The 14317-nt window shown below is 45.9% G+C and carries 14 protein-coding genes and 1 pseudogene; 11 read left to right on the top strand and 4 right to left on the bottom strand.

What is annotated here, in order from left to right; genetic code table 11:
• Positions 1-47 precede the first annotated feature (47 nt).
• Positions 48-653, top strand: a complete 606-nt coding sequence (gene recR, locus HMPREF3047_RS06465) for a recombination mediator RecR (RefSeq protein WP_070712728.1) — start codon at positions 48-50, stop codon at positions 651-653.
• A 62-nt stretch (positions 654-715) separates the two neighbouring features.
• Here recR and HMPREF3047_RS06470 read toward each other — a convergent pair whose 3' ends face one another.
• Entirely contained in the window at positions 716-1003 is a 288-nt protein-coding gene (locus tag HMPREF3047_RS06470) for a hypothetical protein (RefSeq protein WP_003683377.1), read from the bottom strand.
• Positions 1004-1217: 214 nt separating this feature from the next.
• On the opposite strand from HMPREF3047_RS06470, the gene HMPREF3047_RS06475 reads away from it, so the two are divergent.
• From HMPREF3047_RS06475 to HMPREF3047_RS06490, 4 genes are all read left to right on the top strand, one after another.
• On the top strand, positions 1218-2468 hold the full coding sequence (locus tag HMPREF3047_RS06475) for a lipoprotein-releasing ABC transporter permease subunit (protein ID WP_070712730.1): 1251 nt from the start codon (positions 1218-1220) through the stop codon (positions 2466-2468).
• Positions 2461-3144: a lipoprotein-releasing ABC transporter ATP-binding protein LolD gene (gene lolD / locus HMPREF3047_RS06480; protein ID WP_003683651.1), complete on the top strand. Its 684-nt coding sequence runs from the start codon at positions 2461-2463 to the stop codon at positions 3142-3144. Before HMPREF3047_RS06475 ends, lolD begins: the two co-directional genes overlap by 8 nt.
• A gap of 132 nt (positions 3145-3276) precedes the next feature.
• Complete coding sequence (gene recD, locus HMPREF3047_RS06485) at positions 3277-5040, top strand: exodeoxyribonuclease V subunit alpha (RefSeq protein WP_070712732.1); 1764 nt, start codon at positions 3277-3279, stop codon at positions 5038-5040.
• Between the two features lie 96 nt (positions 5041-5136).
• Complete coding sequence (locus HMPREF3047_RS06490; protein WP_070712735.1) at positions 5137-6336, top strand: hypothetical protein; 1200 nt, start codon at positions 5137-5139, stop codon at positions 6334-6336.
• Positions 6337-6439: 103 nt separating this feature from the next.
• On the opposite strand, the gene HMPREF3047_RS06495 is transcribed toward HMPREF3047_RS06490, so the two are convergent.
• Positions 6440-6841, bottom strand: a complete 402-nt coding sequence (locus HMPREF3047_RS06495; RefSeq protein WP_003679090.1) for an RNA-binding S4 domain-containing protein — start codon at positions 6839-6841, stop codon at positions 6440-6442.
• Positions 6842-7045: 204 nt separating this feature from the next.
• Here HMPREF3047_RS06495 and HMPREF3047_RS06500 point away from each other — a divergent pair, with 204 nt between their 5' ends.
• The 6 genes from HMPREF3047_RS06500 (at position 7046) to HMPREF3047_RS06525 (ending at position 12388) form a co-directional block, all read left to right on the top strand.
• The gene (locus HMPREF3047_RS06500; protein ID WP_049333774.1) at positions 7046-8005 is read left to right on the top strand and encodes an acetyl-CoA carboxylase carboxyltransferase subunit alpha; all 960 of its coding nucleotides are present in this window, start codon (positions 7046-7048) and stop codon (positions 8003-8005) included.
• 88 nt (positions 8006-8093) lie between these two features.
• A complete protein-coding gene (gene tilS / locus HMPREF3047_RS06505; RefSeq protein WP_070712738.1) occupies positions 8094-9449 on the top strand; it encodes a tRNA lysidine(34) synthetase TilS in 1356 nt (451 codons plus the stop codon).
• A gap of 187 nt (positions 9450-9636) precedes the next feature.
• Positions 9637-10236 (top strand): RNA polymerase sigma factor RpoE, encoded by a 600-nt coding sequence (rpoE, locus tag HMPREF3047_RS06510; RefSeq protein WP_036493687.1) that lies wholly within the window; start codon positions 9637-9639, stop codon positions 10234-10236.
• Positions 10237-10241: 5 nt separating this feature from the next.
• Positions 10242-10784, top strand: coding sequence for a sigma-E factor negative regulatory protein (locus HMPREF3047_RS06515; protein WP_070712741.1), 543 nt, complete (start codon positions 10242-10244; stop codon positions 10782-10784).
• Between the two features lie 118 nt (positions 10785-10902).
• Positions 10903-11694 carry a TrmH family RNA methyltransferase gene (locus HMPREF3047_RS06520; protein ID WP_070712759.1) on the top strand — a complete coding sequence of 264 codons (792 nt, stop codon included), beginning with the start codon at positions 10903-10905 and terminating at the stop codon, positions 11692-11694.
• A gap of 34 nt (positions 11695-11728) precedes the next feature.
• Positions 11729-12388: a YecA family protein gene (locus tag HMPREF3047_RS06525; protein ID WP_070712743.1), complete on the top strand. Its 660-nt coding sequence runs from the start codon at positions 11729-11731 to the stop codon at positions 12386-12388.
• 155 nt (positions 12389-12543) lie between these two features.
• Here HMPREF3047_RS06525 and HMPREF3047_RS06530 read toward each other — a convergent pair whose 3' ends face one another.
• The gene (locus HMPREF3047_RS06530) at positions 12544-13500 is read right to left on the bottom strand and encodes an IS110 family RNA-guided transposase (protein ID WP_070712745.1); all 957 of its coding nucleotides are present in this window, start codon (positions 13498-13500) and stop codon (positions 12544-12546) included.
• A gap of 297 nt (positions 13501-13797) precedes the next feature.
• A pseudogene (locus HMPREF3047_RS06535) lies at positions 13798-14317 on the bottom strand (hypothetical protein); the annotation flags it as partial.

Below are 14317 nucleotides of genomic sequence, written 5' to 3' on the forward strand. Positions count from 1 at the left end.
GCTGTTTTCTTATTTTTAGCTATCTTTTTAAAAGGCCGTCTGAAATCATGAGTAAAAATCCTGATGCCTTTGTCCGCTTGATTAATGCATTAAAAATCCTGCCCAATGTCGGCCCGAAATCCGCTCAACGCATGGCTTACCAGCTTTTACAGTACAAACGCGAAGAAGCGCAGGAGTTGGTGGACGCTTTGCAGTTTGCTTTGAGACAGGTGCAGCATTGTCGGATGTGTAATACATTTTGCGAAGGCGATTTGTGTGAAATTTGTGCAGACGAAAAACGCGAGAAAAGCCGCTTGATGATTGTGCATATGCCGGCGGATGTCTCCAGCATGGAGGCGGCCAATTGCCATGATGGCCTGTATTTTGTTTTGATGGGGCAAGTCAGCCCGGCGCAGGGGATGGATATTTCGGCAGTCGCATTAGATAAGCTGGTGGCCCGTTTGCAGGCGAGTGATATTGAGGAAATTATCATTGCAACTAACTTCACAGCCGAAGGCGACGCGACAGCATATATATTGGCGGAATTGTTTAAAAATCTTCCTTATAAAGTCAGCCGGTTGGCAAGGGGAATCCCTTTGGGTGGCGAGATGGAATATGTGGATGCCGGTACTTTGGCACAGGCTGTTTACGATAGAAGAAACATCCAATCTTAAATGCCAATATAAAAAGGCCGTCTGAAAGTCTTTCAGATGGCCTTTTCGTTGATGAAATCAGATTATTTGCAGCTGACGCCTTGAATTTGAGGCGTATCGCCGTTGCCGACTTTGAATGCGCATTTGGTTGCGCTGCTGCCGGACACGGTAACAACACCGTTTCCGCTGTTGAGGCTGACAGGTTCTTTTACGCCCATGCCGACAGCAGTGGCTGCCAGTTTTTGAACATCGGCGTCGGAGTAAGCGGTATTGTTTGAACTGATTTTGATTTCTTTGGCGGCATATGCATTGAAGCTGAAAGACAAACCTACAGCTACAGATACGAGGGCCAAGAATTTTTTGCTGTTCATTAGTGTATTTCCTTTTTGATGGTGACAAAGTGTGTCACAGCTTCAGAATAAGGGCGATTGGCAGATTGTGCAAGTTTTTCGGCGGAATTTACGGGAAGATACATGGTTTTACATACACTTTATCCCTGAATGCTACATCAGTCGGGCAATCGGACGACCTGTCGGTTTTACGGTACAATAAGCCTTTTTTGATAAACGAATGAGGCATTTTTGAATGGCTTCTTTAGAAACTTGGATAGGCCTGCGCTATCTGCGTGCGAAAAAACGCAACGGCTTTATGTCATTTATTACCATGATTTCAATCGCCGGTATCGCCTTGGGCGTAACGGCACTGATTGTGGTGTTATCAGTGATGAACGGATTTCAGAAAGAGATACGCGGCCAATTGTTGAACGTCGCACCTCATGCGGAAATCGGCTATTACGATGTCGGCAGTGCGCCGGGTTGGCAGAGTTTGCGCGAATTTGTAAAAGGCAAAAAAGAAGTATTGGCCAGTGCGCCTTATGTTTCCGATCAGGCTTTGCTTGCCAATGCCGGGGAAGTGCGCGGTGTGCAGATACGCGGTATTTTGCCGTCTGAAGAAAAAAATGTCGTTGATTACGGTAAGGATATGCCGGCCGGCAGTTTTGACGATTTGAAGCCGGGAGAATTTGATATTATTTTGGGTCAAGGGCTTGCTGAGGCATTGGGCACGGAGATTGGCGGCAAGGTTACAGTGATTACGCCTGAGGGAAATGTTACTCCTGCCGGCGTAGTGCCGCGCTTGAAGCAGTTTAATGTGGTCGGTGTGGTAAAAACCGGTGTATATGAGGTCGATAACACATTGGCCATGACGCATATCAAAGATGCGCAAGTCTTGTATCGACTGGGGGAAAATGTCGGTGGGCTGCGTTTGCGATTGGCTGATCCTCAGAATGCACCGTCTTTCATTGCCAAGTTGATTCCCGATGCTAAAAAAGATGAGGTGTGGGTGCGCGACTGGACGTTTAACAACCGCAGCTATTTTGAAGCTGTTGAGTTGGAAAAACGCATGATGTTCATTATTTTGACACTGATTATCGCGGTTGCTGCGTTTAACCTTGTCTCGTCTTTGGTAATGGCGGTAACGGAAAAACAAGCCGATATTGCGATTTTGCGCACTTTGGGTTTGTCTCCAGGTGGCGTCATGAAAATTTTCTTGGTGCAAGGTGCATTTGCAGGTTTCTTTGGTACGCTTGTGGGCGTGGTATGCGGTGTATTGCTGGGTTGGAATGTCGGCAAGATTGTCGCGTTTTTTGAAGACCTGTTTGGCGTGCATTTGATTAACTCTCAAGTTTATTTCATTGATTACCTGCCTAGCGATGTGAACTTGAAGGATGTCGTCGTTATTGCCTGCATTTCGCTTGGCTTGGCATTTATCGCCACACTGTATCCGAGCTGGCGTGCTGCAAAAACCCAACCTGCGGAGGCTTTGCGTTATGAGTAAGACAATTTTGAAATGTACCGGCGTTGGCAAAAGCTATAATGATGGCGCATTGAATGTACAAGTGTTGAATCATTTGGATTTTGAAGTTGCTGAAGCGGAAAGCGTGAGTATTATTGGTTCGTCAGGCAGCGGTAAATCTACGTTGCTGCACCTTCTTGGTGGCTTGGATATGCCGTCTGAAGGCAAGGTAATACTGATGGATCAGGATTTGGGCGGTTTGAGCCAAAAACAGTTGGGCGAATTGCGCAACCGTTATTTGGGCTTTGTGTATCAGTTCCACCATCTATTGCCTGAGTTTTCTGCGTTGGAAAATGTCATGATGCCGCTTTTAATCGGCAAAATGCCCAAGGCGATGGCTGAGGAGAAGGCTGTCAAGATGCTGAAAAAGGTTGGCTTGGACAAGCGTATGCTGCACCGTCCGAGCGAACTTTCCGGCGGTGAGCGTCAGCGTGCGGCGATTGCCCGTGCTTTGGTTAATGAGCCGAAATGCCTGTTGGCAGATGAGCCGACGGGGAACCTTGACCGTAAAAATGCGCAAAATGTGCTGGACATGATGCTGGATTTGAAACGCGAATTGAACACCAGCCTGATTGTGGTGACCCATGATGACGAGCTGGCTGAGCGTTTCGACCGGGTAATGACCATGAAAGACGGCAGTCTGCAAGTGTTGCAATAAGGTTATTATTTCAGGCAAATATTTTATGCTTTGAACGGTATAATAGAGGCCGTCTGAAAAATAGGTTTTCATTTATGGAAACGCTGTTTTTCAGACGGCCTTTCTTTTTTCCGTATCAATCAATCCTGAGCCATGAATCCGACCGACTCTATCCTTTCCTCTGCCGCAGATGCGGCCATAGCGTTTTTCCGCCGCCACGAAGTACAGGGTGCATCCGTTATTGAGCCTTATGTGGTTCGACTGTTTGCAGCTTTGCAAAATGGGCATTCGTTTATTTACTTGGATAAAGCGGATGTTGATGCCTTAAGTAACTTGCCGAATTTGGTCGGCAATGTGAACAAACCGCTTATCCTGCAAGGCCGGAAATTGTTTTTAGGGCGGATGTGGCAGTTGGAGCATGATTTGGCTGTCGAAATCAAACGGCTGGCAAGTGCCGAGGCGGAAGAAGTGAATTTCATGGCGGCTTCAAAAAGCCTGAGCGACTGGTTTGATACTAAAGACAGCAAAGAGCAACGGGATGCTGCGGCTTTGGCTTTACTGCAAAACTTTATGCTGATTACCGGCGGACCGGGTACGGGGAAGACGACGACCGTCGCAAAGCTTTTGGGTCTGATTTGCAATAACAGTACGAAGCTGCCCCGTATCGCATTGGCGGCGCCGACGGGCAAAGCGGCTGCGCATATGGCGCGGGCTTTGCAGCGTGCTTTGGACGGTTTTGATTTGTCTCCGAGCGTCAAAGCGCATTTGGCAAACTTGGAAGGACAGACTGTTCATCGTTTGTTGAAACTGCGGCCGCCGCAAATGCGCCCTGCGTTCAATCATGAACATCCGCTTGCTTTGGATGTTTTGGTGGTGGATGAGGCATCAATGTTGGATTTGCCGCTGGTGTTGGATTTGTTGCGTGCCGTGCCTACTGGCTGTCGTCTGGTGTTGCTTGGTGATGAAAACCAGTTGCCGTCGGTTGGCTTGGGAGCCGTGTTGGCAGCATTGTCGCGTCCGACGGCTTTGGATAAAGAAACCGCTGAAAAGCTGGAAGTGTACCTGCCCAATCATGGCTTTGAGATTAAAGAGCGGCCACAGGCTTTATCGCAAAACAATGCCAAATTGACGTTCAGTCACCGTTTTGGTGCAGACAGCGGTATCGGCTGTTTGGCAAGGGCGGTGGTGTCCGGGGAAAAGCAAACTGCGGTCGAACAGTTTGACAAGTTCCCCAAAGAATTGGAAATGAAATCAGGCCGTCTGAAAGAGCAGGTCGCCTTGCTGTATCAAAAGCAACAGGATTATTGGCAGGCCGTGGCAGAGAATAATGTTGCACTCGCCTATGGTCATGCTGCCGATGTGGTGGTATTGACGGCTTGGCGGCAGGATGCGGATGATTTGAATCAGGCTTATCAAGAATACTTGCAACGACAAGGCAAGGTTTCGGGTGAAACGCCTTGGTTTGCCGGACAAATCATCATGATTACCCACAATGATTACATGCTGGAAGTGTTTAACGGCGACATCGGTCTGATTATGAAAGATGAAGAATCGTTGAATGGCTTGTCTGCCTATTTTCCTGAGAAAGATGGATTCAAAAAAATTGCCATCAGCCGTTTGCCCGATTTTGAATCGGCTTTTGCCATGACGGTGCATAAGAGCCAAGGTTCGGAATATCGGGAAGTATGGCTGTTGCCCCCGTCAGTGCCTGCGACAACAGAGAGCGAAGAGGAAGCCCGAGGTTTGGATAAGGCTTTGCTTTACACAGCTATTACCCGTGCGCGTGAACGTTTCGTGTTTTGGGGAAATGCGGAGGAATTGTGTCAGGCTGTGGGATGCCATCAAAAACGCAGGACGGCATTGGCCGATGCCTTGAAATGGCAGTTTGAACAGACTGATGAGCAGGCTTCTGTTTGACCTGAATCAAGAGGCCGTCTGAAAGAGGATAAAGCGTTTAAATCTGCTTGACTGATTACACTAATTTACATACGATAAAAATAATTAGTAAATAAAATGAATAATTTATACGAAATTCATAATTTTGTACGCTTTATCGAATACTTCACTTTCAATACCTTCTTTTGGAGAGTCGGCATGAAATTTCAAACCAAACTGATTGCAACCTGTATTTTATTGGCTTCATCGTCTTATTCTTTGGCAGAGAATGCTGATGGAGGACGTGATGCGGCGGCTTTGGCCACGACCAACGATTACGTCAATTCCGGCAGTATTTTTCGAAAAGACGACGATAAAATCAGCATTTTCAATGATTTGTTGACTGTGAATGGTGGCTTGCGCGTACGTGCGGATACCAAAGACATCAATGCCAACAACAGCGGCATCAATCCGACGCCTGAAGACACCAATGCCAACTTTAATGCAGAGTTTTGGTTACGCGCGAAACTGTACAAAGACTGGAAATTGGTTGCGCAAATCGAGCCGAATATCGATTTGGAAACTGGTAAGTTCAACGGCGATCATGATGTGCCGGTGAATAAGTTGTATGCCGAAGGCACTGTGTACAACAACATTAAAGCGCGTGTTGGTAAATTTGGTGCGTTTTCTTCATACGGCCGCGTATGGGATACCGAAGTAACCGGCGGCGAAATCTTCTTCGACAATAAAACCCTGCCTACCAAAATCTATGCGGGTCGCCGTACTGGCAATCTGAACGACAACGCATGGGGCATTGGCGGCCGTCGCAGACATTTTGCCGCGATTCAAAGCGTGTTGCCTGTGAATGAGAATATCAACGTCGGCGCAACCGTTAGCTACATGAAAGACATCGATGTACGCGGTGCGAAGAAAAATGCGGTCTTCGGAGAAATCGGTACGGACATCAAGTTTAATGACGATTGGCATTGGATGGCTGCAGTCAGCAAGTCCAATATCAAAGCCTATAATGATGCCGGACAAAAAATCAAAAATGACGGCGTGTTCACTGAAGTGCGCTATAAATCGGCCGACTGGAACGTTCGCAATTCTTACGACGTATTCTTGAACTACCGCCGTGTCGGTTCGTTGTCCGGTGTCTCTTCTGTTGAGGATTACAGCAAAAACGTCCAAGGCGTGCAAATTGGTGCGACCTATATTCCTTGGAAAAACTGGAAACTTAAAGGCTTCTATTTGGCCGGCAAACAGGTTACGCCTACCGTTGGTACGGATAAGCAGGACGTGAACGTTATTCGCGGTCAGTTAGAATATAAATTTTAATCATCACAAATAAAAAACAGGCAGGATGTCCTGCCTGTTTTTGGTTTTCAGACGGCATGAATATAGGGCCGTCTGAAACAATGGATGAAATGGATGAAACGCTTTACCAGCTATCGCGCTTCATGCGGTCAAGCTGGCGGCGGTCGCGTTTGGTCGGGCGTCCGTCCGGATAAGCGGCGCTGATGCGGCTGGCTTGGTCGAGTTGTTTTTGAGCTTCGCGTTCGGCAGCCGTTTTCATGTCTTCTTCGTACAATAAACGCGCTTCCGGTGCCGGGCGGCGTTGATGATTGAGCGCGGCGACTTTGAATTTGTAGGGTAGGGAGTTCAAAGTCATGTCGATGGTGTCGCCGGCGGAAATATTTTTGCTGTTTTTTACCTTCGAACCGTTTACCAAAACCCTGCCCAGCTCAATGTGTTTTTGTGCCAGCGCGCGGGTCTTGAAAAAGCGCGCGGCCCACAGCCATTTGTCCAAGCGCATGGACGAATTGTCATGATCGTTTTTCATAGCCTGTTTGAAATGATTGAACTGAATTGAAGTTTATCATAAGATACGGCACGCCATACATTTAGTGCAGATATACTATTTCTTTGTTAAAGGCCGTCTGAAAGATTTTTTATTGCAAAAGATGGCAGTTTCCCTTTGAGAAATGCTGTCAAATACGTCTGATTAGCGTATCATGTCAGCAACCGTTACCGAGAGCTTTGTTTTATGAAACCCGTTTTTTTGGACTTCGAACAACCCATCGCCGAATTAACCAATAAAATCGACGAGTTGCGATTCGTACAAGACGAATCGGCTGTCGATATTTCCGACGAGATTGCCAGACTGCAAAAGAAAAGCAGCGAGTTGACCAAGTCGATTTTCAGCAAGCTGACTCCGGCTCAAATTTCACAAGTGTCCCGCCATCCGCAACGTCCTTATACTTTGGACTATATCAACGGTATTTTTACCGATTTTGAAGAATTGCACGGCGACCGCCATTATTCTGACGATCATGCCATTGTCGGCGGTTTGGCGCGTTTCAACGGCCAAAGCGTGATGGTTATCGGCCATCAAAAAGGTCGCGATACCAAAGAAAAAATCCGCCGTAATTTCGGTATGCCGCGTCCTGAGGGTTACCGTAAAGCACTGCGCTTGATGCAGACTGCCGAAAAATTCAATATTCCGGTCATGACCTTTGTAGATACCCCGGGCGCGTATCCGGGCATTGGCGCGGAAGAACGCGGCCAGTCTGAAGCCATCGGCCGTAATTTGTACGAACTGACCCGCCTGCATGTGCCGGTATTGTGCACCATCATTGGCGAAGGCGGCTCGGGTGGCGCTTTGGCAGTGGCTGTCGGCGACTACGTCAATATGCTGCAATACTCGACTTATTCGGTGATTTCTCCCGAAGGTTGCGCCTCTATTCTTTGGAAAACTGCTGAAAAAGCAGCAGATGCCGCGCAAGCATTGGGTATTACCGCCAAACGCCTGCAAGAATTGGATGTCATCGATAAAGTGATTGATGAGCCTTTGGGCGGCGCACACCGTGATTTTGAAACCACGATGAAAAACGTTAAAACCGTTTTGGAACAGCAATTAAGCGAAGCGCAAAGTATGACCATGCCTGACTTGCTTTCTCGCCGTTTTGACCGCATCATGGCTTACGGTAAATTTACCGATAAATAAGTTTGACTGCTGAAAAAGCAAGCAGATGTCGCTGCTTGCTTTTTTTGTGTTCTATTTTTGAGTAATTCACAATTTCAGGTCGTCTGAAATGTCGCAAGTATCCCCTGATTCCCTATTTAAAAGTTTTCAAGCAGCTTTTCCTGATTTGCCGAGCCACACTGTTTTTGAAGTTGGCTTGAGTGGTGGATTGGATTCTGTCGTCCTGCTGCATCTTTTGCATCGGATGCGCGAATTTCGCCATTTTGATTTGCGTGCCGTTCATGTTCATCACGGTTTAAGCACCAATGCCGACAGTTGGGCAAAATTTTGTCAGGATTATTGTCAGCGTCTGGATGTTGCCTTGCGGGTGTGCCGTGTTAATGTGGAAAAACAAGGAAAAGGCTTGGAAGCGGCGGCCAGGGCTGCCCGATATCAGGCATTTTCAGACGGCCTGAAAAAAATTATTGTTTTGGCCCATCACCGCAATGATCAAATCGAAACATTTATGCTGTCGGCTGTGCGCGGGGGGGGATTGCGCGGTATGGCGGCCATGCCGGTATGGCGTGATTTAAATGAAGAGATTCAAATTTGGCGGCCGCTTTTGGCATTTTCCCGTCAGGAATTGGCTGAGTATGCGCAACAGTGGAGGCTGTCTTTTGTCGAAGACGAAAGTAATGAAGACTCCGGCTATTTACGCAATTGGATGAGAAATCAGGCTTTGCCGCAATGGCAGCAGCGTATTCCGAATTTTGAGCAGCAAATTTGTGCCAATGTTCGATTATTGCAGGAAGATTTGCATCTTTTAGATGAATTGATTGAGTCTGAATACCAGCGCATCAGTCCAAGCGGAATATTCAGCATCAGTCTGTGGCGGAAATGTACGCCGCTTTTGCGTCGTCGGCTGCTTTGGTATTTTTTGCGAAAGCAAACGGAATCATTGCCTTCTTATCACAGTATTGTCGATTTTGCCCGAGTATTGGAAACCGCAGATCAGGCGCAGTTGAATTTGTCAGACGGAGAACTGGTCGCATATCGGGATAAGCTGTTTGTTTGTCAGGAAAGTGAGTTTCAAAAACTGCCTTGGTGTAATGGTAGCGAAGTTCGAGGCCGTCTGAAAGATATTTTGTTGGAAAACGGTTTCGTTTTATTACCCTTTAAGGGAGGTTTGTCAGAAGAGGAGTTGGAGCAGCCGGCGGTACTCCGAAATGTGGCCAAAGGTGATGTGATTCAGTCGGGACAGAGGGAAAAATCAGTCGAAAAACTATTGCAAGAGTGTCATATTGTGCCACTCGTCCGTAAATATTGGCCGATTATCCTAAGTATGGGCAACAAGTGCCTTGCTGTTGTTAATCTTCGGGTGGGAAGCGATGTTCGAATGGAACAAGGTTATTTACCTGTTTATGAAAAGTTAGCCAAATATATAGCAAAAGATAAAGTGGCTGACTCTAAGTTTAGTAACTATTAGTAATTAAACTACTTTTATTAAGTCCATGTATATCAAGAAATATGGTCAATCTTAGAGTATCTATACGAATAAACTTTGGCAATTGAGTGTAATCTCGTGGAACTATTTCAAAGCGTTGCTGTCTTTACTGTGCACAGCACGCTTTACTATTTTTGGTTTAAAGCAGTAAAACGATTAAAGGTTGAATATGAACGATCGCCAAATAGATCAAGTTTTGGTGGAGCGCGCACAGAAAGGTGACCATAAGGCATTCGAGATGCTGATGTCCAAGTATCAGCGTCGGCTAAACAGACTGATTTCCCGTTTTATTCAGGATGAGCACGAAGTACACGATGTAACCCAAGAGGCAATGATTAGGGCTTATCGTGCATTGGCAAATTTTCGTGGAGAAAGTGCATTTTATACATGGCTGTACCGTATCGGTATCAATACGGCAAAGAATTTTCTGACCACTTCGGGTCGCCAGTTTTTTGTCAGCTCGGAAGCAGCCAATGAGGAGGGAGATGTTCTTGATTTAACCGATCAGATTGCGGATTACCATACGCCGGAAGCTGAAATGATGAATCGGGAAATCTTGCAGACCGTCGAAGCAAGCATCGCGCAACTGCCAGACGATATGCGTCAAGCCATTACGCTTAGGGAAATGGATGGCTTGTCTTATGAAGAAATAGCTCGGGTAGTGGATTGTCCGATAGGTACTGTACGTTCGCGTATTTTCAGAGCGCGTGAACTGATTGCAAAAGATTTGCGGCCGCTGTTGGATACTTCTGAAGATCAAAGGTGGTAATAAAAATGAACGACAAAACAAATAAAGCATTGGAGTATGTGTCTGCATTGATGGACGGTGAAGCATTGACTGATGAGATGCTGGATGCCGTATTGGCAGATGAGGAAGCCTTGCGCGCTTGGCATGAGTACCACATTATCGGCGACTGTATCCGTCAGGGTGCGGCGGCGAGTGTTACCGGTGAAACCATGCAAAGCAAAGCATTTACAGTGCCTCAAGCTGAAGGTAAACAGGAAAAATATGCTCAGCGTGAAGCGGCCAATAGCGGCTTCTTCAAATTCTTCGCAGCCGCTGCCAGCGTGTGTGCGATTGCTGTTGCAGTATGGCAATTTACACCGCAATCTTCTCGTGACGCTATGCCGGTTGCGGAGAAGTCTAATACTCAGCCTGCCCAAAATATCATTCCAGTGAGCGGTACGCCTAGTGATAAAGCGGCTTCCGAGCCTGGCGAGACTGTTGTGCCGAATGCGGCAAAAGACGGAAAAATTGAAAATCATCCGACTGTCCGCACCGAGCAAAAAAATGAGCAGCAGACTGTTGTGCAGTAAAAAATGAAATCATGTAAAACCCTTGCTTCATTGCAAGGGTTTTTTATTTTTGAAGTGAAACCGTCAGGCCGTCTGAAAGCATAGCTTCAATGAAGTCAAAACAGTTATAATGCGCTCCATGAAACTGATTACCTCTGCTCAAAACGAACAGCTCAAACATTTATTCCGTCTGCTGACGCAGGCCAAAGCAAGGCGTGAAAGCGGCGAAACCGTATTGGAAGGCGTACATCTGCTGCAAACTTATTTGCAAAGCGGCGGTACGCCCAAACAGGTTTATCTGCCTGAAAAGAAACAGCAGCATCCTGAAATTCAAGAAATTACAGCGCAGTTGGACGAGGGGTTGATTACTTGGGTCGGTAACGAAGCGCTGTCTAAAATCACCAGTTTGACCGATGCCGATGATGTGATGACTTGGATTGATATTCCGCAGCGGGCAGGTTTGCCTTCAGACGGCGATTGCGTGGTATTGGAGCGGGTACAAGACCCCGGCAATGCAGGGACGATTTTGCGCAGCGCAGCGGCGGCCGGAGTCAGGCAAATTGTGTGCGGCAATGATTCCGTGGATATCTGGTCGCCTAAAGTGTTGCGAGCGGGGATGGGCGCGCATTTTCTGCTGTCTATTTTCAGCCGAGTGGAATTATCCGCTTGGATGGAAACGTATCAGCATCAAATTTGGGCAACTGCCTTGGGCGGTCGCAATATCGGTTTGTATGAGATGGACCTCAGTCAACCTTGTGCTTGGGTGTTTGGCAATGAAGGCAGCGGCGTGAGCGAAACGGTAAAAGAGAAGGCCGATGCCTGTGTCAAAATCCCCATGTTGGGACAAACGGAATCATTGAATGTCGCGATGGCGGCGACGGTTTGTCTGTTTGAACAAATGCGGCAGCGTATCCATGCCCAGGCCGTCTGAAAACAATAATACGATTTTATTTTAAGGAACAAAAATGCAAATACTGACTTTTGATGAAGCGGCACGCAGCCGATTGATGGAATTGCTGGATGCCAAATCTGAAGCCCACAACACCATGCGTTGTGATGAGGTTCAAGGTTTTATGATGGCATTGTTGAGTGGCCCAGATGCTTTGAATCCGACCAACTGGTTGCCTGAGATTTTAGGTGAAGAGTCTTTGTTTGATGCCAAAGAGCGCACTGAAATCGAACGTTTGGTGATGGCAATGGCTGCCGATATGCGCATGAAGCTTAACGAGAAAACCCTGCCTGATTTGTGGTTTTATGAAGATGAAGCCGGTAATCCAGATTTTTACACTTGGTGTAACGCCTATCTTTATGCACTGGATATTGTGCCTACCGATTGGTTTGAAGCAGTCGATCAGGAAGAGTTTGAAGATTTGTTCTATCCGATTATGGCTTTGGGCGGCATCTATGACGATGAGGAAAACGGCGAAGTCATCTCGCATCTGAATGAAAAAGAGCTGACCCAGCTGGAGTCTGATTTGCCACATGTCCTGCTGGATATTTACTGGTATTGGCAGGCCATCATCAATAAACCGCAAACCGTACGCCGCGAAGGCGAAAAAGTGGGGCGCAACGATCCTTGCCCATGTGGCAGCGGTAAAAAGTACAAAGCCTGCTGCGGCAAATAAACAGTGAAATGAAAAGATGATATATTGGCCTGTCAATTATTAAAATAAGTTAATTTATTATGTTTCTGTTTTTAATAGGTATTTAGTTATTGCATTTCCAACAGAAACGACAAAGAACGGCTGTTTTTACAGCCGTTTTGTTTTGTATAAATTCGTTAAACAGTCTGATGTCGCGCTTTATCAAACGGCTTTTTAGTCTTGTGTATATAAAAGGCGATTTTTGCCAATTTCCGCATTAGTGCAACGATGATTATCATCTTAGGCTTTTTTGCCGATTCCAAATTTCTGACAAGTTGAGGAAATGCACCCATACGATAGGCAACAAGGGCAGGCATAAACAAGGCGCGTTTTAATTGCCGGTGTCCGTATCGGCTCAATCTGCCTTTTTTATTGACACTTGTCCCTGATTGTTCAATTTTTGGACTTAGGCCGGCAAAGGCTACAAATTTATTTGCTGTTTCAAAATTTTTATCTGTCAAGTGTCTTAGTAGGATTACTGCAGTTTCTTTTCCTATTGCCGGGATGGTTTGCAGGTTTTGATATTCGATATTTAGGCTTTCTTTCTGCTTTATCATGCCTTCTATCCGCTTTGATGTCTGATCTATTTTTTCTTCAAGCAGTTCTATGATTGCTTCATGGGTTGATTTTATGTAGATGTCTTTTGCGGTATGCAACCTGTTTAGTGTTTCTTTTTGCTGTTCTTTTAGTTGTTGTAGCAGATTAACCAGCTTATAGAGTATGGGATTTTCAGACGGCCTAAACGGTGTCAGTTTGTCTAAGTGTCGGTTTGCAAATTCGGCGATAAGTTTTGAATCTGCTTTGTCTGTTTTGGTATGGCTAAACTGACTTTTTGCGTATTCTTTAATTTTTAAGGGATTAATGACAAAGATCGTATATAGCGCGCTCAAATATTCTGCCGCCTGTTCGTAGTAAATGCCTGTTGCTTCCATACTTATGGCAATTTTTCTGATTCTTTTTGTTTTTATCCAATTAATCAGATTCTCAAATCCTTCTGTACTATTGGATATTTTTATATAGTCTTTGCTTCCTTTAGTTGTAATCAATGTTGCGTCTATGGTGTCTTTTGATACGTCTAAACCTATTACATTCATTTCATTTTCCTTATTTATTCAGCCTTCAATGGCTATGATGATATTCAATCTTTAAGGTAATTAGACGGTTCGGCATATCTTTTCTTCAGTTTTTAACTTTGGCCGTTATACTGTCTAAACCGCCCAGGCTTTTGTTTTGCGCTTAAACAAAAACCTGTAAACCGCCTTAATTAAAACGATTTACAGGTTTCAATTTAATTTACCCAATTTCAAAAAGGCAGGAGTTCCCGCACCCCGTTGATATTTATTTAACCGTTGATTCCGCTTAGGCTACATCAACAATTAAATAAATATCTCTTAACTGCCGACCTTTGCACCGTTTTGGAATCCTGTTTTTTCGCCTGCTTCAACATAGCCGTCATACATCAGGTTTTGAGGGCTTTTACCGCCCATTGTAAGCACTTGTCCATTTTCAGGTGCGTAGGCTGTCTGAGGTGTTGTTTGTGGCTGTTGTACGGTTTGATGCTCGTCCTTGTACGGGTTAAACGGCAAGCCATTTTTGACGTAGTCTTTGCACATGACTTTTGTGATTTCTTTCAGCGGTGTGCCCTGGCTTGAGTAACAGGTACATCCGCTTTTGCCGCCATCGACACAGCCAACAGGGTATTCAAATGTTTTGACTTGGCGGACGCCGTTGTAGATGGGTTTGCTTTCGGGTTTTTCGACGAGTGTAGGTACAAAATCTTCAGGTTTGAGATTTTGCCCTATATCGGCAGTCGCAGGACTAGTTTTTGGTTCTACGCCATCTACATCGGATGCGGCTATTGTTGACGTTGTTTGCTGTTCATCCGCGCTAAATCGTTTGCTCATGTTGTTT

It is taken from the genome of Neisseria sp. HMSC075C10 (genome assembly GCF_001815615.1).
GTDB lineage: Bacteria > Pseudomonadota > Gammaproteobacteria > Burkholderiales > Neisseriaceae > Neisseria > Neisseria subflava_A.